Source organism: Pseudomonas sp. LPB0260, from assembly GCF_013388395.1.
The window spans coordinates 5,689,159-5,707,206 of sequence record NZ_CP058247.1; the positions used below are offsets into that span (position 1 = coordinate 5,689,159).

Here is an 18,048-nt window from a genome sequence, read left to right on the forward strand (position 1 = left end):
GGCGGGACTTGGGTGGCGGTCGGCTTTCATGCGATTATCCGGGGCAGAAGAACAAGCTCGAGAGTGCCCATGCTGGACGAGTTACTCCACCGCGTGCGCGGACACCGACCGCGTCTACTGGAGGCCGACCGCGACTTTCCTGAGGCGGCGGTGCTGGTGCCGATAACCCGTAGCGACGAGCCGGAGGTGGTGCTGACCCTGCGCGCCAGCGGGCTGTCCACCCACGGCGGCGAGGTGGCCTTTCCCGGCGGTCGCCGTGATCCGGAAGACCCTGACCTGATCCACACCGCCCTGCGCGAGGCGGAGGAGGAGATCGGCCTGCCGCCTGGCCTGGTCGAAGTGATAGGGCCGCTCAGCTCCGTGGTGTCGCGCCACGGCATCCACGTCACGCCCTATGTCGGCCTGGTGCCGGACTACGTCGAGTACCAGGCCAACGACAGCGAGATCGCCTCGGTATTCTCGGTGCCGCTGGCGTTTTTTCGCGACGATCCGCGGGAGGTGACCCATCGCATCGACTACCTCGGCCAGAGCTGGTATGTGCCGAGCTACCGCTATGGCGAATACAAGATCTGGGGGCTGACGGCGATCATGCTGGTCGAGCTGGTCAACCTGTTGTACGACGCCGAGATTGCCCTGCACCAGCCGCCCGCGCATTTCATCGCGCTCAACTGAACCGCAAGACGAGGAGCAGCCCATGATGTACCGCCTGGGACAGGTGCAGGTCGAAGCCCACCCCGACAGTTGGGTGGCGCCAAATGCCACGCTGGTCGGCAAGGTCAGGCTCGAGGCGCAGGCCAGCGTCTGGTTCAACGCGGTGTTGCGCGGCGACAACGAGCTGATCCATATCGGCGAGCAGAGCAACGTGCAGGACGGCACCGTGATGCACACCGACATGGGCTTTCCGCTGTCCATCGGCAAGGGCGTGACCATCGGCCACAAGGCCATGCTGCACGGCTGCTCGGTGGGCGATTACAGCCTGATCGGCATCAATGCCGTGGTGCTCAATGGCGCCAAGATCGGCAAGTACTGCATCATCGGCGCCAACACCCTGATCGGCGAGGGCAAGGAGATTCCCGACGGTTCGCTGGTGGTCGGTTCCCCGGGCAATGTGATCCGTACCCTGAGCGCGGAACAAAAGAAGATGCTCGAGGCCAGCGCCGCCCACTATGTACGCAACGCTCAGCGCTATGCCCGCGAGCTGGCCGAGCAGGCGCCATGACCCGCGCGGATCGCCCGGTCGCCTCGCCCTGCGTGCAGATTTGCGCATTGGATGACGAGGACATCTGCATCGGTTGCCAGCGCAATGTCGCCGAAATTACCCGTTGGAGCCGCATGGACGACGGCGAGCGGCGACAGGTGCTGGCGCTCTGTCATGAGCGTGCCAGGGCCAAGGGCGTGCTGCTGTAGGAGTGCGGCCTGCCTGTCGCTACATGGTTGTTCCCCTCTTATATACGTAACCTCTCGAGGATGAGTTATGCCCCGTATCGGAACCCCGCTGTCGCCGAGTGCGACCCGCGTCCTGCTCTGTGGCGCTGGCGAATTGGGCAAGGAAGTGGTGATCGAGTTGCAGCGCCTGGGCGTCGAGGTGATCGCCGTGGATCGCTACGCCAACGCCCCGGCCATGCAGGTGGCCCATCGAAGCCATGTCCTGGATATGCTCGACGGTGCGGCGCTGCGTGCGGTTATCGAGCTGGAGCGGCCGCACTACATTGTCCCGGAGATCGAGGCGATCGCCACGGCGACCCTGGTCGAGCTGGAAGCCGAAGGCTATACGGTGATACCCAGCGCGCGGGCCGCGCAGTTGACCATGAATCGCGAGGGTATCCGCCGCCTGGCGGCCGAGGAACTGGGACTGCCGACTTCGCCCTACCAGTTCGCCGATTCCCTCGAGGAATGCCGTGAGGCCGTGCAGGCGTTGGGCTTTCCCTGCCTGATCAAACCGATCATGAGTTCCTCGGGCAAGGGCCAGTCGCTGCTCAGGAGCATCGACGATTTTCCGGCGGCCTGGGACTACGCCCAGGCGGGCGGACGGGCCGGCAAGGGCCGGGTGATAGTCGAGGGCTTCGTCGACTTCGACTACGAAATCGCCCTGCTTACCGTGCGTCACGCCGGCGGCACCACCTTCTGCGCGCCGGTCGGTCATCGCCAGGTCAGGGGTGATTACCAGGAATCCTGGCAGCCGCAGCCGATGAGCGCCAGGGCCCAGGCCGAAGCCGAGCGCATCGCCCTGGCGGTTACCGCCGCGCTGGGTGGGCGCGGGCTGTTCGGCGTCGAGCTGTTCGTCAAGGGCGACCAGGTGTGGTTCTGCGAGATTTCCCCGCGGCCCCACGACACGGGTCTGGTAACCCTGATCTCCCAGGACTTGTCCGAATTCGCCCTGCATGCGCGGGCCATCCTCGGCTTGCCGATTCCGGCGATCCGCCAACTGGGGCCCTCGGCTTCGGCGGTGGTGCTGGCCGAAGGCGAGTCGCAGCAGGTGCGTTTCGGCAATCTCGGCATGGCCCTGGCCGAGCCGGACACCGCCTTGCGCCTGTTCGGCAAGCCGGAGGTCAGGGGCCAGCGCCGCATGGGCGTGCTGCTGGCTCGCGACGAGTCGCTGCAGGCGGCCCGTGACAAGGCGGCCCGCGCGGCCCGGGCGGTCAGCATCGAGCTGTGACGGGCTGGCGCGAACTGGGTTGGTGGCTGCTGCTGGTGCCGGCGCTGCCGCTGCTCGTGCCGCTGGCCCTGCATACCCGTTGCCAGGCGCTGCGCTTGGCGCCGGCAGCGGGACCGACGCACGGGATGGCGGGTGCCGAATTGCCCGGGCAGCCCGTTCGCCTGCTGGTGCTCGGTGAGTCGACGGTGGCCGGGGTCGGCGTCAGTTGCCTGCAGCATGCCCTGGTCGGCTGCCTGGCGCAGGCCCTGTGCGAGCGCCATGGGCGGCCGGTCGTCTGGCGCGCCTGCGGCGAAAATGGCATTACCGCGGCACAGGCCCGCCAGCGCCTGCTGCCGCAGGGGCTGGCGGACGCGCCGGAGCTGGTGCTGCTGGTCTTCGGGGTCAACGACAGTACCGGGCTGACCTCGATGGGGCGTTGGCAGCTGGCGCTTGGGGGGATGGCCGAGGCGTTCCGCTCACATGGTGCGCGGGTGGCCTTCAGTGCGGTGCCGCCCTTGCAGCACTTTCGCGCCTTGCCCTGGCTGCTGCGGGCGTTGCTCGGTGCGCGGGCGGCGTTGCTGGATGCGCGCCTGCGCCGGGTGGCGCGGCTGGTGGAGGCTGACTACTGTTCGGTGAGCCTGCCGTTCTCCCCGCAATACCTCGCGCTGGATGGCTACCATCCGTCCGCGCTGGGCTATCGGCTGTGGGCGCAGGGGCTGGCCGAGCGCCTTACTCTTCCGGGGACTCCGGCTGCGGCGTAGCGCTGGCCTGCCAGACGCGCACGCTCTTCACGCGGTTCTCCGAGGATTGCAGGATTTCCAGGCGGTAGGGGCCGATTTTCAGGCATACCGTGCTTTCGGGAATGCTTTCCAGCGCCTCGGTGATCAGGCCGTTGAGGGTCTTGGGGCCGTCGCAGGGCAGGTGCCAGTCGAGGGCCTTGTTCACCTCGCGGATATAGGCGGCGCCGTCTATCACCTGGGTGCCGTCTTCCTGGGGGTGGATGTCTGGACTGCGCAGGCTGTCCTGGTTGTTGAAGTCGCCGACTATCTCTTCGAGGATGTCCTCCAGGGTGACGATGCCGATCACGTCGCCATACTCGTCGACCACTATACCGATGCGTCGCTTGTGCTTCTGGAAGTTGAACAGCTGGGTCGACAGTGGCGTGCTTTCCGGCACGAAGTAGGGCTCGTTGCAGGCGCCGAGCAGGGCCTCCTTGGTCAGCTGGTCGTGGCTGAGCAGGCGGGCGATCTGGCGCATGTGCACCACGCCCTCGATCTGGTTGATGTCCTCGCGGAACACCGGCAGGCGGGTGTGCGGGGTGGTGCGCAGCTGGGCGATGATGGTCTCGAGGTCGTCTTCCAGGTCGATGCCGACCACCTCGTGGCGCGGGATCATGATGTCGTTCACCGTGACCTTCTCCAGGTCGAGGATGCCCAGCAGCATGCTCTGGCGGTTCTTCGGCAGCTCGTGGCCGGACTCGCGCACCACGCTACGCAGTTCCTCGGTGGTCAGGCTGTCGCTGCTCTTGCTCGCGGGGTCGACGCCGAGCAGGCGCAGCAGGCCGTTGCTGATCCAGCTGAGCAGCACCACCAACGGATAGAGCAGCTTGAGCAGCAGCAGCAGCGGCAGGCTGAACGGATAAGCGACCCGCTCCGGGTGCAGGGCGGCCAGGGTCTTCGGGGTGATCTCGCCGAAAATCAGCAATGCGATGGTCAGGCCGATGGTGGCGATGGCGATTCCCGCTTCGCCCCACAGCTGGATGGCCAGCACGGTGGCGATGGCCGAGGCGAGGATGTTGACGAAGTTGTTGCCGATCAGGATGGTGCCGAGCAGCCGATCCGGGCGGCTCAGCAGGTCGCTGACCCGCTTGGCGCCGCGATGCCCTTCTTTCGCCAGGTGGCGCAGGCGGTAGCGATTGAGGCTGAGGATGCCGGTCTCCGAGCTGGAGAAGAAGGCCGAACAGGCCAGCAGGAAGATCAGCAGGCCGAGCAGGAAACCGGGGTGTACGTTGTCCACGGAGAAGGGCCTAGATATGCAGGATGAATTCGCGGACCAGTTTGCTGCCGAAATACGCCAGCATCAGCAGGCAAAAGCCCGCCAGGGTCCAACGGATGGCCTTGTGTCCGCGCCAGCCGAGCTGATGGCGCCCCCACAGCAGCACCGCGAAGACCACCCAGGCGAAGCTGGAGAGGATGGTCTTGTGCGCCAGGTGTTGGGCGAACAGGTCGTCGAGAAACAGCGCGCCAGACAGCAGTGACAGCGACAGCAGTGCCCAGCCGGCCCAGAGGAAGCCGAACAGCAGGCTTTCCATGGTCTGCAGCGGCGGGAAGCTCTTGATCAGCCCGGACGGGTGCTTGTGCTTTAGCTGGTAGTCCTGCAGCAGCAACAGCAGCGACTGGAAGGCAGCGATGGTGAGAATGCCGTAGGCGATGATCGACAGCAGGATGTGGGCGAGGATGCCGGGATTCTCGTTGATCGGCCGCAGGGTGCCGTTGGGCATGAGCTGGGCGAGTAGTACGGTCAGACAACCCAGGGGGTACAGCAGCAGCAGCAGGTTCTCCACCGGCATGCGCACGCAGGCCAGCAGGCTGAGCAGGATCACCGCGAAGGCGATCAGGCTGGCGGCGTTGAAGAAGTCCAGTGCCAGGCCGGCCGCATGGTTCATCTGCACGAACAGGCTGGCCCCATGAAACAGCAGGGCGAGGACGCCGAGCAGGGCCAGCAGGCGTTTGTCTGGCGTGCTGCGCCGACTGAGTCGAAGGCTTTGGTAGGCAGTGGCGCCGGCGTAAAGGCAGGCGGCTGCGAGGCTGGGCAGCAGAGGGTGCATAAATCCTTGTTAGGCAGGCCCGAAAGGCGCTGAGTGTGGCATACAACCGGCGCCCCACGAAAGACCGCTGGCGGTGTCGGTGCCCGGGAGTCTCCGCTATAATCCGCCGCCTGCCGCAAGCTCAGCCTCGGTTCCGCAGAACCTGAAAGGAACGCGCATGTTCGAAAATCTTACCGACCGCCTCTCGCAGACCCTGCGAAACGTCACTGGCAAAGCCAAGCTGACCGAGGACAACATCAAAGACACCCTGCGCGAAGTGCGCATGGCCCTGCTTGAGGCCGACGTCGCCCTGCCGGTGGTCAAGGACTTCGTCAATAAGGTCAAAGAGCGGGCGGTCGGCACCGAGGTGTCGAAGAGCCTGACGCCGGGCCAGGCGTTCGTGAAGATCGTCCGCGCCGAGCTGGAAAGCCTGATGGGCGCGGCCAACGAAGACCTGGCGTTGAATGTCGCGCCACCGGCGGTGGTGCTGATGGCCGGCCTGCAGGGCGCGGGTAAGACCACCACGGTGGGCAAGCTCGCGCGCTTTCTCAAGGAGCGTAAGAAGAAGAGCGTGCTGGTGGTCTCGGCGGACGTCTACCGGCCAGCGGCGATCAAGCAGCTGGAGACCCTGGCGGCCGATATCGGCGTGACCTTCTTTCCCTCGGACATCACCCAGAAGCCGGTGGCGATCGCCGAGGCGGCAATCCGGGAAGCCAAGCTCAAGTTCATCGATGTGGTGATAGTCGACACCGCTGGTCGCCTGGCCATCGATGCCGAGATGATGGCCGAGATCCAGGTGCTGCACGGGGCGATCAAGCCGGCCGAGACGCTGTTCGTGGTCGATGCCATGACCGGCCAGGACGCCGCTAATACCGCCAAGGCCTTTGCCGATGCGTTGCCGCTGACTGGCGTGGTGCTGACTAAGGTCGATGGCGATGCTCGCGGCGGTGCGGCCCTGTCGGTGCGCCACGTCACCGGCAAGCCGATCAAGTTCATCGGTATGGGGGAGAAGAGCGAGGCGCTCGAGCCCTTCCATCCGGAGCGGATCGCCTCGCGCATCCTCGGCATGGGCGACGTGCTCAGCCTGATCGAGCAGGCCGAACAGACCCTCGACCGCGAGAAAGCCGAGAAACTCACCAAGAAGCTGAAGAAGGGCAAGGGCTTCGACCTGGAAGACTTCCGCGACCAGCTCCAGCAGATGAAGAACATGGGCGGTCTCGGTGGCCTGATGGACAAGCTGCCGCAGATGGGCGGCGTCAATCTGGCGCAGATGGGCAATGCCCAGGGCGCGGCCGAGAAGCAGTTCAAACAGATGGAGGCGATCATCAATTCGATGACGCCTGCCGAGCGTCGCGATCCGGAGATCATCAGCGGTTCGCGCAAGCGCCGCATCGCCATGGGCTCCGGCACCCAGGTGCAGGACATCGGGCGGCTGATCAAGCAGCACAAGCAGATGCAGAAGATGATGAAGAAATTCACCGCCAAGGGCGGCATGGCCAAGATGATGCGCGGCATGGGTGGCATGTTCCCCGGCGGCGGCCTGCCGAAGATTTGATCCCGGCCTGGCCTCGGGCATAGTGGCGCGGCCGCTGCACGCCCCGCGCCCCGGGGCTTGGCGCCGGCACCGACCGGCGGCCGGAAAAAGAGATTTGCAAAAGGCCGGATAATCCTTAGAATATGCGGCCTTTCGGGCCTAGTGCCCTATGCGTGCATTTCAGTTTTGCAGCACCGACTACAGGAACGAAGTTCAATGGTAACCATCCGTCTTGCCCGTGGCGGCTCCAAAAAGCGCCCTTTCTACCACCTGACCGTGACCAACAGCCGCAATGCGCGCGATGGTCGCTTCGTTGAGCGCGTCGGTTTCTTCAACCCGGTTGCCTCGGGTGCCGAAGTGAAGCTGTCCGTGAATCAGGAGCGTGTCAGCTACTGGCTGAGCCAGGGCGCGCAGCCGTCTGAGCGTGTTGCTCAGCTGCTCAAGGAAGCTGCCAAGGCTGCTGCCTAAGCACTCCTTATGAGCACGATGCCGGCGCCCGCCGAGGATCTGGTTGTACTCGGCAAGATTGTTTCGGTGCATGGCGTGCGAGGTGAGGTGAAGGTGTACTCCTTTACTGATCCAGTGGACAACGTGCTCGAATACCACCGTTGGACGCTCAGGCGTGACAACGAGGTAAAGCAGGTCGAATTGGCCAGTGGACGCTTGCAAGGCAAGGTCCTGGTGGCAAAGCTCAAGGGGCTCGATGATCGGGAAGTGGCTCGTACCTTCGCCGGTTTCGATATTTGCGTGCCCCGCAGCGAGCTGCCGGAACTCAGCGATGGCGAGTTCTACTGGTATCAGTTGGAAGGTCTCAGGGTCATAGATCAGGTTGGGCAGCTGCTCGGCAAGATCGATCACCTGTTCGAGACTGGCGCCAACGATGTAATGGTGGTCAAACCCTGCATCGACAGTCTGGATGAGCGCGAGCGCCTGTTGCCCTATACCGAGCAATGCGTGCTGTCGATTGATCTGGCTGCCGGCGAAATGCGGGTCGACTGGGATGCGGACTTCTAAACGCCATGCCGAGCTTGCGCGTTGAAGTCATTACGCTGTTCCCGGAGATGTTTGCCGCCATCGGCGATTACGGCATTACCAGCCGTGCGGTGAAGCAGGGGCTGTTGCAGCTGTCCTGTTGGAATCCGCGCAGCTACACGACGGACCGTCATCACACCGTGGATGACCGGCCTTTCGGTGGCGGTCCCGGCATGGTGATGAAGATCAAGCCGCTTGAGGATGCTTTGCTCGATGCCAAGCAGGCCGCAGGTGGTCAGGCGAAGGTGATCTACCTGTCGCCGCAAGGTCGTCAGCTGACCCAGTCAGCGGTACGCGAGCTGGCGAGCGAGGAGGCATTGATCCTTATCGCCGGACGCTACGAAGGCATCGACGAGCGCTTTATCGAGGCGCATGTCGATGAGGAATGGTCGATCGGGGATTACGTCCTGTCCGGCGGTGAGCTGCCGGCCATGGTGCTGATCGATGCGGTAACGCGCCTATTGCCTGGTGCACTAGGTCATGCGGACTCGGCCGAGGAGGATTCCTTTACGGATGGCCTGCTCGACTGCCCGCACTACACCCGCCCGGAGGTGTATGCGGATAAACGTGTTCCCGAAGTGTTGCTTAGTGGCAACCACGAACACATCCGGCGCTGGCGTTTGCAGCAGTCCCTTGGTCGGACCTGGGAGCGCCGTGCCGATCTTCTGGATAGCCGCTCGCTTTCTGGAGAAGAGAAGAAGCTGCTGGAGGAATTCATCCGCCAGCGGGACGATAGTTAACGTATCGATGACCGGCCCGACGGCCTGTCTTAGGAGCGCAGCATGACCAACAAAATCATTCAGCAGATCGAAGCTGAGCAGATGACCAAAGAGATCCCGACCTTCGCCCCGGGCGACACCGTGGTCGTTCAGGTCAAGGTGAAGGAAGGCGACCGCCAGCGTCTGCAGGCCTTCGAAGGCGTTGTGATCGCCAAGCGTAACCGTGGTCTGAACAGCGCCTTCACCGTGCGCAAGATCTCCAACGGTGTCGGCGTCGAGCGTACCTTCCAGACCTACAGCCCGCTGGTCGACAGCCTGGCTGTCAAGCGTCGCGGCGACGTGCGCAAGGCCAAGCTGTACTACCTGCGTGACCTGTCCGGTAAGGCCGCACGCATCAAGGAGAAGCTCGCCTAAGGCGCGCTTCCCTGCAGAAAAAAGCAGCCCTCGGGCTGCTTTTTTGTTTCTGGGCTCGGCTCCTGTCCTGCCCGTACCTTGTTCCCCGTGCGCCTGGGCAAATCCCGGGGCAGTCGAGGCCATCGATTTAGCGCGTTCGATCATTCTCCTGCTGGCTGGCTGGCTGGCTGGCCGGGGATATCGGCCCCTGGGGGGCGTGGAGAGTCGCGCCGGCGCCGGCGCCGGCCGCCTGGGCGCCAGGGCGCCAGGGCCGGCGTGGTCTGGATTGCTGCTATCGCTGGTAGGGGTGGTCGACGCCGGTGTTGCCTAGTTTCTGCGCCGGAGGCGCCGAGCCGGGCGCCGCCTGGGCGGCGGCGCTCGGCAGTCCGGCGCGCGGGTTCGTTCAGGAGGCCTGCAGGCTTTCCTGCTTGGCCTTCGCGGTATCGGTGGTCTGGGGCTCTATCAGGGCCACCAGGGTCCAGCCGGCTTGCGGATGCATGGTGTCCTGAGGGGTGATCACGTGCACCCAGCCCTCGCGGTCGCGGGCGAACAGCAGTGTGGCTCGCGCGCCATGCAGGGCCTGGTAGTCCTCCCAGCTGAACGCGTCGGTCAGGGTCGTGCTGTACAGCTCGGCATCCTTGGCCAGCCGGCTGGCTGCCTGGGGGTAGGTCAGTGGCTGGCTGCCCAGGGGGCGGCCACGGTGCTCGTCACTGGCGCGGTGCTTGTCGCTGCGCCGGCTTTCCTGGCCGCTGGCCAGGCTGAACAGCCGGGTGTGCCCGAACTCGTGGCGAAAGCGCATGCTCGCCAGGGTGTTCAGCTCGCCGGCCGGGGACAGCGCCAGCAGGTGGCCAATGCCGACCAGGTCGAGGTGGGCCTCGGCGTGCTGGGAGGCCGGGTTGCCGAAATAGGTCGGCAGGTTGTCCATGCGGGCGGCGCGAATGTTCTCCCAGCTCGAGTCGGTCAGGAGTACGCGGCAACCGAGCTGCTGCAGGGCCTTGCCGATGGTCCGTGCGACCGGGTTGGCGCCGATGATCAGGAAGCCGCTGGGGGCGGGCTCCGCTACGTTCAGCAGGCTCGCCAGGGGACGAGCGGTGGCGCTCTGCAGTACCACGGTGCCGATGATCACGGCGAAGGTTAGCGGAACCAGTAGTTCGGCGCCGGCGTGGCCGGTTTCGCTCAGGCGGATGGCGAAGATCGCCGAAACCGCGGCGGCGACGATGCCACGTGGGGAGATCCAGGCGAGCAGGGCGCGCTCGCGCCAGTTCAGGCTGGAGCCGAAGGTCGACAGGGCGACGTTCAGTGGGCGGGCGATGAACTGGATGATCGCCAGCAGCAACAGCACCGCCGGGCCCAGTGCCAGCAGGGCGCTGAGGTCCAGGCGCGCGGCGAGCAGAATGAACAGGCCGGAAATCAGCAGCACGCTGAGGTTTTCCTTGAAGTGCAGGATGTGTCGGACGTCCACGCCCTTCATGTTGGCCAGCCACATGCCCATCAGGGTCACGGCGAGCAGGCCGGACTCGTGCATCACCTCGTTGGAGGCGATGAACACCCCGAGCACCGTGGCCAGCACGGCGAGGTTGTGCAGGTAGTCGGGCAGCCATTGGCGGCGCAGCACCTGGCCGAGGGCCCAGCCGCCCGCCACGCCGAACAGGGTGCCACAGAGGATGACCCCGGCGAAGGTGGTCAGGCTCTGGCTCCAGCCTTCGCCCTCGCCGCTGGCGATGATGAAGCTGAACACCACGACCGCCAGCAGGGCGCCGATCGGGTCGATGACGATGCCCTCCCAGCGCAGGATATTGGCCACCGAGGCCTTCGGGCGTACCACGCGCAGCATCGGCACTATCACCGTCGGGCCGGTGACCAGGGTCAGGGTGCCGAACAGCAGGGCCATCTCCCAGCTGAAGCCGAGCAGGTAATGAGTGGCGACGGCGATCACGCCCCAGGTGGCCAGGGCGCCGACGGTCACCATGCGCTTGACCACGCTGCCGATCTCCCGCCACTCGGACAGGTGCAGGGTCAGGCTGCCCTCGAAGAGGATCAGCGCGACGGCCATAGACACCATGGGGAACAGCAGCGAGCCGAACAGCGCCTGTGGGTCGAGCCAGCCGAGCACCGGCCCGGCGAGAATGCCGCAGATCAGCAGGAACAGGATCGCCGGCAGGCGCAGGCGCCAGGCCAGCCACTGGCAGGCGAGGGCGGAGGCGCCAATGGTGGCGAAGGCGAAGAGGATTTGCTGTTCGTTCATCGGGTGTCCTTGGAGTGCAGGGCGCTGGCCGTACTTGGCCAGGCTGTGAAAGACTAACCCGCTTTATGACGCCGCCATAGTCCCGCATGCCAGCCATAGACCATCCCCTGATCGACCGCTTCCTTGATGCCCTGTGGCTGGAAAAGGGCCTGTCAGCGCATACGCGTGCGGCCTATCGCAGTGATCTGGCGCACTTCAACGGCTGGCTCGATGAGCGCGGCCTGCTGCTCGAGCGCGCCGGGCGCGAGGCGATTCTCGACCACCTCGCCTGGCGCCTGAACGAAGGCTACAAGGCGCGCTCCACCGCGCGCTTCCTCTCCGCTGCCCGCGGCCTCTATCGCTTCCTGTTGCGCGAGGGGTTGATCGCGCTCGACCCGACCCTGCAGGTCGACCTGCCGCAACTCGGTCGTCCGCTGCCCAAGTCGCTTTCCGAGGCGGATGTCGAGGCGCTGTTGGCGGCCCCGGAGCTGGGCGAGCCACTCGGCCTACGTGATCGGGCCATGCTCGAGGTGCTCTATGCCTGTGGCCTGCGGGTCAGCGAGTTGGTCGGCCTGACGCTGGAGCAGGTCAACCTGCGCCAGGGCGTGCTGCGGGTCTTCGGCAAGGGCAGCAAGGAGCGTCTGGTGCCCCTGGGGGAAGAGGCGATCGCCTGGATCGAGCGCTACAGCAAGGAGGCGCGTCCGCTGCTGCTCGACGGCAGGCCCAGCGACGTGCTGTTTCCCAGCTTGCGCGGCGAGCAGATGACCCGCCAGACCTTCTGGCACCGCATCAAGCTGCAGGCCCGGGTCGCGGGTATTTCCTCATCGCTGTCGCCGCACACCCTGCGCCATGCCTTCGCCACCCACCTGCTCAACCATGGCGCGGACTTGCGCGTGGTGCAGATGCTGCTGGGCCACAGCGACCTGTCGACCACGCAGATTTATACCCATATCGCCCGTGCGCGCCTGCAGGAATTGCACGCCCAGCACCATCCACGGGGCTGAGATGGCCGTCCGGCTGCCGTGGTCTGTCATTGCCGGCTTCTATGGTAGGCTGTGCAAATCTTCGTTAGTCCCTCGCTCGACAGGAGTTTCCATGCGTTTGACCCGCATTTCTGCGGCCCTGGCTGTTGCCCTGGCCAGCACCTTTGTCCTGGCCGCAGATCCCGATCAGGCCATCCGCCAGAACCTGCTGTCGATCCAGCCCGACATGCCGATCGAGGCGATCGCCGAGAGCCCGATGCCGGGTCTCTATCAGGTCCAGCTCAAGGGCGGACGCCAGCTGTATGCCAGCGCCGACGGCCAGTTCGTCCTGCAGGGCTATCTCTACCAGTTCAAGGACGGCCAGGCGATCAACCTGACCGAGCAGGAAGAGAGTCGCGCCATCGCCAAGCAGATCAATGGCATTGCCGCCAAGGAAATGGTGGTGTTCCCGGCCAAGCAGGCCAAGACCCACATCACCGTGTTCACCGATACCGACTGTGGCTACTGCCAGAAGCTGCACAGCGAAGTGCCCGAGCTCAACCGTCTCGGCGTCGAGGTGCGCTACGTAGCATTCCCGCGCCAGGGCTTGCAGAGTCCGGCTTACCAGGAGATGGTCAGTATCTGGTGCGCCAAGGATCGTCTGGCGGCCATGGATCTGGCCAAGGCCCGCAAGGACGTGCCCGAGGCGCAGTGCGACAACCCGGTCGCCCAGCAGTACGCCCTCGGGCAGATGATCGGGGTCAACGGTACGCCGGCGATCGTCCTGGCCAACGGCAAGCTGATCCCCGGTTATCAACCGGCGCCACAGCTGGCCCAGCAGGCCCTGGAGGCCAAGTAGCCCCGGGCCTCGACTCGATTGACTAATAATCGGCCGCTTCGTAAGGTGCGGCTCATTTTCCACGGCCGGAGCTTGCTCCGGCCGTTTTACGCAGTGCAGATGGGGAGTTCAGTGTGAAACCGGTCAAAGTAGGCATCTGTGGGTTGGGCACCGTCGGTGGCGGTACCTTCAACGTGCTCACGCGCAACGCCGAGGAAATCGCGCGTCGTGCCGGGCGTGGCATCGAAGTGGCGCAGATTGCGCTGCGTTCGCAGAACCCGCAGTGCGACATTACCGGTATTGCGATTACCCAGGATGTCTTCGAGCTGGTCGACAATCCCGAGATCGAGATCGTCATCGAGCTGATCGGTGGCTATACCCTGGCTCGCGACCTGGTGCTCAAGGCCATCGACAACGGCAAGCACGTGGTCACTGCGAACAAGGCGCTGATCGCCGTGCACGGCAACGAAATCTTCGCCAAGGCCCGCGAGAAGGGCGTGATCGTCGCCTTCGAGGCGGCCGTGGCCGGCGGTATCCCGGTGATCAAAGCGATTCGCGAGGGCCTGGCCGGCAACCGCATCAACTGGCTGGCCGGGATCATCAACGGCACCGGCAACTTCATCCTCAGCGAGATGCGCGAGAAGGGCCGCGCCTTCGAGGACGTGCTCAAGGAAGCCCAGGCCCTCGGCTACGCCGAAGCCGATCCGACCTTCGACGTCGAAGGCATCGATGCGGCGCACAAGCTGACCATCCTCGCCTCCATCGCCTTCGGCATTCCGCTGCAGTTCGACAAGGCTTACACCGAGGGCATCACCAAGCTGACCACGGCCGACGTCAACTACGCCGAGGCCCTGGGCTACCGCATCAAGCACCTGGGCGTGGCGCGCAGCACCGACGCCGGCATCGAGCTGCGCGTGCACCCGACCCTGATCCCGGCCGACCGCCTGATCGCCAACGTCAACGGCGTGATGAACGCGGTCATGGTCAACGGCGATGCCGCCGGCAGCACCCTGTTCTACGGCGCCGGCGCCGGCATGGAGCCCACCGCTTCCTCGGTGGTGGCCGACCTGGTCGACGTGGTGCGCGCGCTGACCACCGACCCGACCAACCGCGTGCCGCACCTGGCGTTCCAGCCGGATTCGCTGTCCGATCACCCGATCCTGGCGATCGAGTCGTGCGAGAGCGCCTATTACCTGCGCATCCAGGCCAAGGACCATCCGGGCGTGCTGGCCCAGGTGGCGAGCATCCTGTCCGAGCGCGGCATCAACATCGAGTCGATCATGCAGAAGGAAGTCGAGGAGCATGACGGCCTGGTGCCGATGATCCTGGTCACCCACCGGGTGGTCGAGGCGCGCATCAATGGGGCCATCGCCGCCCTGGAGGCGCTGGACGACGTGGTCGGCAGCGTCGTGCGCATCCGTGTCGAGCAACTGGTCTGAGGAACAGAGTCATGCGTTATATCAGTACCCGCGGCCAGGCACCGGCCCTGAATTTCGAAGACGTGCTGCTGGCCGGCCTGGCCAGCGACGGCGGCCTCTACGTGCCGGAGAACCTGCCGCGCTTCACCCAGGAGGAGATCGCCTCCTGGGCCGGCCTGCCCTACCACGAGCTGGCCTTCCGGGTGATGCGCCCGTTCGTGACTGGCAGCATCAGTGACGGCGACTTCAAGAAGATCCTCGAGGAAACCTACGGCGTGTTCGCCCACAACGCCGTGGCGCCGCTGCGCCAGTTGAACGGCAACGAGTGGGTGCTCGAGCTGTTCCACGGCCCGACCCTGGCGTTCAAGGATTTCGCCCTGCAGCTGCTCGGTCGCCTGCTCGATCACGTGCTGGAAAAGCGCGGCGAGCGCGTGGTGATCATGGGCGCGACCTCCGGCGACACCGGCTCGGCGGCCATCGAAGGCTGCCGTCGCTGCGACAACGTCGACATCTTCATCCTCCATCCGCACCAGCGGGTGTCGGAGGTGCAGCGCCGGCAGATGACCACCATCCTCGGCGACAACATCCACAACATCGCCGTGGAAGGCAACTTCGACGACTGCCAGGAGATGGTCAAGGACAGCTTCGCCGACCAGGGCTTCCTCAAGGGTACGCGCCTGGTGGCGGTGAATTCGATCAACTGGGCGCGGATCATGGCCCAGATCGTCTACTACTTCCACGCGGCCCTGCAGCTCGGCGGTCCGGCCCGTTCGGTGGCGTTCTCGGTGCCGACCGGCAACTTCGGCGACATCTTCGCCGGCTACCTGGCGCGCAACATGGGCCTGCCGATCAGTCAGCTGATCGTCGCGACCAACCGCAATGACATCCTGCACCGCTTCATGAGTGGCAACCAGTACGTCAAGGACACCCTGCACCCGACCCTGTCGCCGTCGATGGACATCATGGTCTCGTCGAACTTCGAGCGGTTGCTGTTCGACCTGCATGGACGCAACGGCGCGGCGATCGCCGAGCTGATGGCCAACTTCAAGCAGGGGGGCGGTTTCAGCGTCGAGCAGGATCGCTGGACCGAGGCGCGCAAGCTGTTCGATTCCCTGGCCGTGGATGACCGGGCCACCTGCGAGACCATTGCCGAGGTGTTCAAGGAGTGCGGCGAGTTGCTCGATCCGCACACCGCCATCGGCGTGCGCGCGGCGCGCGAATGCCGGCGCAGCCTGGCCGTGCCGATGGTGATCCTGGGTACCGCCCACCCGGTGAAATTCCCGGAGGCGGTGGAAAAGGCCGGCATCGGCCAGTCGCCGCAGCTGCCGCCGCACCTGGCCGACCTGTTCGAGCGCGAGGAGCGTTGCACCGTGCTGGCCAATGATCTGAAGACCGTACAGGGCTTCGTCACGGCCCACGGCAATCGCGGCAAGCCGCTGTAAGCCCCGCGCCAGCGCCTGCAAAGCCCGTTGTCGCCCCAGGCGGCAGCGGGCTTTCGCGTTTCTGCGGGCGGCGCCGGCGGCCATGGCCGGCTAGGCTCAGAGTGTTACAGGCGTGGCGGCGCGAGGCAGGCCATGAACGAGCAGCGCGATGAATTGCCGCCCCAGGTGATGGCGGCGTTGCAGCAGGGGCACAAGGTCGAGGCGATCAAGGTGCTACGCGAAAGTCGTGGGCTGGAGCTGCGGCAGGCCAAGGCGGTGGTGGACGCTTACCTGCATGCCCATCCGGAGTTGCTTGCGGCTCGGCCCGCGAGCAGCCATCGGCATGGACTGCGCTTCTGGGTGCTGTTGAGCCTGCTGCTGGGCGTGCTTCTGCTGCTGTTCAGCAATCGCCTGTAGGGCGCGGACTCCGCCCCTCAGCTGGCCAGCAACAGGTACGCCAGGCCCATCAGTACGATCAGCGCGACCCACACCAAGGCATTGAGCCGGCTGGAGGCCACGATGCCGGGGCCGCGCAGGGGGATCGGCGGGTTGTCCTCCAGGTAGCGGTCGATGCGCGCTTCGGCCTCCTTGGCGCCGATGGCCGAGTGGGCGCGCAGCAATCCGATGGCCCTCACGCGGTGACCGGCGTGCAGGGCCCGGAGCACGTCAGGCGGCAGTTGCTCTTCGGCCTGCTGCATCGCATGCCTCCCGGTCGCCTTCAGATGACTCCGCTGCGCCGAAGCTCGGCGACCTGCTCTTGCTCATAGCCTAGTTCAGCGAGCAGGGCCTCGGTGTGCTCGCCGAGCCTGGGGCCTATCCACTCGGCAGAGCCCGGGGTGTCCGACAGCTTGGGCACGATGCCGGGCATCTTGAATGGCTTGCCGTCCGGCAGCTTGGCGCTGAGGAACATCTCGCGGGCGAGAAACTGCGGGTCGGTGAACATGTCCTCGGCGCTGAAGATGCGGCTGGCCGGCACCTCGGCCCGGCTCAGGATGGTCAGCACCTGCTCCAGCGGCAGTGCGCCGACCCAGCGGTCGATCACTCCGTAGAGTTCGTCGCGGCGCGCATCGCGGCCGTCGTTGCTGGCCAGCTGCGGGTCGTCGGCCAGGTCGTGGCGGCCGATGGCCTGCATGAAGCGCTTGAAGATGGCGTCGCCATTGGCGCCGATCTGCACGTGCCGGCCGTCGGCGCTGGTGTGGATGGAGGAGGGGGTGATGCCCGGCATGATGTTGCCGCTGCGCTCACGGATGAAGCCGAACACGTCGAACTCCGGGACCATCGACTCCATCATGGCGAACACCGCCTCGTACAGGGCCACGTCCACCACCTGGCCCTGGCCGCCGTTGACCTCGCGATGGCGTAGCGCCATGAGCGCACCGATCACGCCCCAGAGGGCGGCGATCGAGTCGCCGATGCTGATGCCCGTGCGCACCGGCGGGCGATCCTCGAAGCCGGTGATGTAGCGCAGCCCGCCCATGGACTCGCCCACCGCGCCGAAGCCCGGCTGGTCCTTCAGCGGGCCGCTCTGGCCGAAGCCGGACAGACGTACCATCACCAGCCTGGGGTTGAGCGCGTGCAGCACGTCCCAGCCCAGGCCGAGCTTCTCCAGGACCCCGGGGCGGAAGTTCTCGATCAGGATGTCGGCCTCGGCGAGCAGCTTCAGCAGTACCTCGCGGCCCTGCTCATGCTTGAGATTGAGGGTGATCGAGCGCTTGTTGCGTGCCTGCACGAACCACCACAGCGAGGTGCCCTCGTACAGCTTGCGCCACTTGCGCAGCGGGTCGCCGCCGTCCGGTGACTCGACCTTGATCACCTCGGCGCCGAACTCGGCGCAGATGCGCGCGGCGAAGGGGCCGGCGATCAGGCTGCCGAGTTCGATGACCTTGAGGCCGGCGAGGGGTTTGCTGGGATTCATGCATGACTCCGTGTGGATGGCGCTTCGCGCCTAGCCTATTCGATTGCGTGTCTGCAGGCTAAGGGTTGCCATGTCTTATGTGCGGGGCGGCGATCTTGCGTTTGTATGAGACGCAGTTGGCACTTTTGTCGGACGTGCGTGCGGGGTTCTG

At 65.5% G+C, this 18,048-nt stretch carries 20 protein-coding genes; 15 read left to right on the plus strand and 5 right to left on the minus strand.

Annotation, left to right across the window (positions count from 1 at the left end):
• Positions 1-69: 69 nt before the first annotated feature.
• The 5 genes from LPB260_RS25500 to LPB260_RS25520 all read left to right on the plus strand — a co-directional run bounded on the left by LPB260_RS25500 (position 70) and on the right by LPB260_RS25520 (position 3,396).
• Positions 70-672 (plus strand): CoA pyrophosphatase, encoded by a 603-nt coding sequence (locus LPB260_RS25500; RefSeq protein WP_208708680.1) that lies wholly within the window; start codon positions 70-72, stop codon positions 670-672.
• A 22-nt stretch (positions 673-694) separates the two neighbouring features.
• A complete protein-coding gene (locus tag LPB260_RS25505) occupies positions 695-1,219 on the plus strand; it encodes a gamma carbonic anhydrase family protein (protein ID WP_208708681.1) in 525 nt (174 codons plus the stop codon).
• Complete coding sequence (locus tag LPB260_RS25510) at positions 1,216-1,407, plus strand: DUF1289 domain-containing protein (protein WP_208708682.1); 192 nt, start codon at positions 1,216-1,218, stop codon at positions 1,405-1,407. The genes LPB260_RS25505 and LPB260_RS25510 overlap by 4 nt, the downstream gene beginning before the upstream one ends.
• A gap of 67 nt (positions 1,408-1,474) precedes the next feature.
• Positions 1,475-2,656, plus strand: coding sequence for a formate-dependent phosphoribosylglycinamide formyltransferase (purT, locus tag LPB260_RS25515; RefSeq protein WP_208708683.1), 1,182 nt, complete (start codon positions 1,475-1,477; stop codon positions 2,654-2,656).
• On the plus strand, positions 2,653-3,396 hold the full coding sequence (locus LPB260_RS25520; protein WP_256625599.1) for an SGNH/GDSL hydrolase family protein: 744 nt from the start codon (positions 2,653-2,655) through the stop codon (positions 3,394-3,396). The genes purT and LPB260_RS25520 overlap by 4 nt, the downstream gene beginning before the upstream one ends.
• Here LPB260_RS25520 and LPB260_RS25525 read toward each other — a convergent pair.
• Both LPB260_RS25525 and LPB260_RS25530 read right to left on the minus strand, forming a co-directional pair.
• Positions 3,365-4,651 (minus strand): HlyC/CorC family transporter, encoded by a 1,287-nt coding sequence (locus LPB260_RS25525; protein ID WP_208708684.1) that lies wholly within the window; start codon positions 4,649-4,651, stop codon positions 3,365-3,367. The two genes, LPB260_RS25520 and LPB260_RS25525, sit on opposite strands and share 32 nt — an antisense overlap.
• A gap of 10 nt (positions 4,652-4,661) precedes the next feature.
• Positions 4,662-5,462: an inner membrane protein YpjD gene (locus tag LPB260_RS25530; RefSeq protein ID WP_208708685.1), complete on the minus strand. Its 801-nt coding sequence runs from the start codon at positions 5,460-5,462 to the stop codon at positions 4,662-4,664.
• 157 nt (positions 5,463-5,619) lie between these two features.
• Here LPB260_RS25530 and ffh point away from each other — a divergent pair, with 157 nt between their 5' ends.
• The 5 genes from ffh (at position 5,620) to rplS (ending at position 9,140) form a co-directional block, all read left to right on the plus strand.
• Positions 5,620-6,996 carry a signal recognition particle protein gene (ffh, locus tag LPB260_RS25535; RefSeq protein WP_208708686.1) on the plus strand — a complete coding sequence of 459 codons (1,377 nt, stop codon included), beginning with the start codon at positions 5,620-5,622 and terminating at the stop codon, positions 6,994-6,996.
• A 195-nt stretch (positions 6,997-7,191) separates the two neighbouring features.
• Positions 7,192-7,443, plus strand: a complete 252-nt coding sequence (gene rpsP, locus LPB260_RS25540; RefSeq protein ID WP_208708687.1) for a 30S ribosomal protein S16 — start codon at positions 7,192-7,194, stop codon at positions 7,441-7,443.
• An 18-nt stretch (positions 7,444-7,461) separates the two neighbouring features.
• Positions 7,462-7,989, plus strand: coding sequence for a ribosome maturation factor RimM (rimM, locus tag LPB260_RS25545; protein ID WP_208710165.1), 528 nt, complete (start codon positions 7,462-7,464; stop codon positions 7,987-7,989).
• Positions 7,990-7,994: 5 nt separating this feature from the next.
• The gene (gene trmD / locus LPB260_RS25550; RefSeq protein ID WP_208708688.1) at positions 7,995-8,747 is read left to right on the plus strand and encodes a tRNA (guanosine(37)-N1)-methyltransferase TrmD; all 753 of its coding nucleotides are present in this window, start codon (positions 7,995-7,997) and stop codon (positions 8,745-8,747) included.
• A gap of 42 nt (positions 8,748-8,789) precedes the next feature.
• Positions 8,790-9,140, plus strand: coding sequence for a 50S ribosomal protein L19 (gene rplS, locus LPB260_RS25555; protein WP_208708689.1), 351 nt, complete (start codon positions 8,790-8,792; stop codon positions 9,138-9,140).
• A 382-nt stretch (positions 9,141-9,522) separates the two neighbouring features.
• On the opposite strand, the gene LPB260_RS25560 is transcribed toward rplS, so the two are convergent.
• Complete coding sequence (locus LPB260_RS25560; RefSeq protein ID WP_208708690.1) at positions 9,523-11,364, minus strand: sodium:proton antiporter; 1,842 nt, start codon at positions 11,362-11,364, stop codon at positions 9,523-9,525.
• An 86-nt stretch (positions 11,365-11,450) separates the two neighbouring features.
• Here LPB260_RS25560 and xerD point away from each other — a divergent pair, with 86 nt between their 5' ends.
• The 5 genes from xerD to LPB260_RS25585 all read left to right on the plus strand — a co-directional run bounded on the left by xerD (position 11,451) and on the right by LPB260_RS25585 (position 16,399).
• Positions 11,451-12,347, plus strand: coding sequence for a site-specific tyrosine recombinase XerD (xerD, locus tag LPB260_RS25565; RefSeq protein ID WP_208708691.1), 897 nt, complete (start codon positions 11,451-11,453; stop codon positions 12,345-12,347).
• Positions 12,348-12,438: 91 nt separating this feature from the next.
• A complete protein-coding gene (locus LPB260_RS25570) occupies positions 12,439-13,164 on the plus strand; it encodes a thioredoxin fold domain-containing protein (RefSeq protein ID WP_208708692.1) in 726 nt (241 codons plus the stop codon).
• Positions 13,165-13,277: 113 nt separating this feature from the next.
• The gene (locus LPB260_RS25575; protein WP_208708693.1) at positions 13,278-14,582 is read left to right on the plus strand and encodes a homoserine dehydrogenase; all 1,305 of its coding nucleotides are present in this window, start codon (positions 13,278-13,280) and stop codon (positions 14,580-14,582) included.
• A gap of 11 nt (positions 14,583-14,593) precedes the next feature.
• Positions 14,594-16,003: a threonine synthase gene (gene thrC, locus LPB260_RS25580; RefSeq protein WP_208708694.1), complete on the plus strand. Its 1,410-nt coding sequence runs from the start codon at positions 14,594-14,596 to the stop codon at positions 16,001-16,003.
• A gap of 132 nt (positions 16,004-16,135) precedes the next feature.
• On the plus strand, positions 16,136-16,399 hold the full coding sequence (locus tag LPB260_RS25585; protein ID WP_208708695.1) for a 50S ribosomal protein L7/L12: 264 nt from the start codon (positions 16,136-16,138) through the stop codon (positions 16,397-16,399).
• 17 nt (positions 16,400-16,416) lie between these two features.
• Here LPB260_RS25585 and LPB260_RS25590 read toward each other — a convergent pair whose 3' ends face one another.
• Complete coding sequence (locus LPB260_RS25590; protein ID WP_208708696.1) at positions 16,417-16,680, minus strand: hypothetical protein; 264 nt, start codon at positions 16,678-16,680, stop codon at positions 16,417-16,419.
• 20 nt (positions 16,681-16,700) lie between these two features.
• Positions 16,701-17,897 (minus strand): CaiB/BaiF CoA-transferase family protein, encoded by a 1,197-nt coding sequence (locus LPB260_RS25595; RefSeq protein WP_208708697.1) that lies wholly within the window; start codon positions 17,895-17,897, stop codon positions 16,701-16,703.
• Between the last annotated feature and the right edge of the window lie 151 nt (positions 17,898-18,048).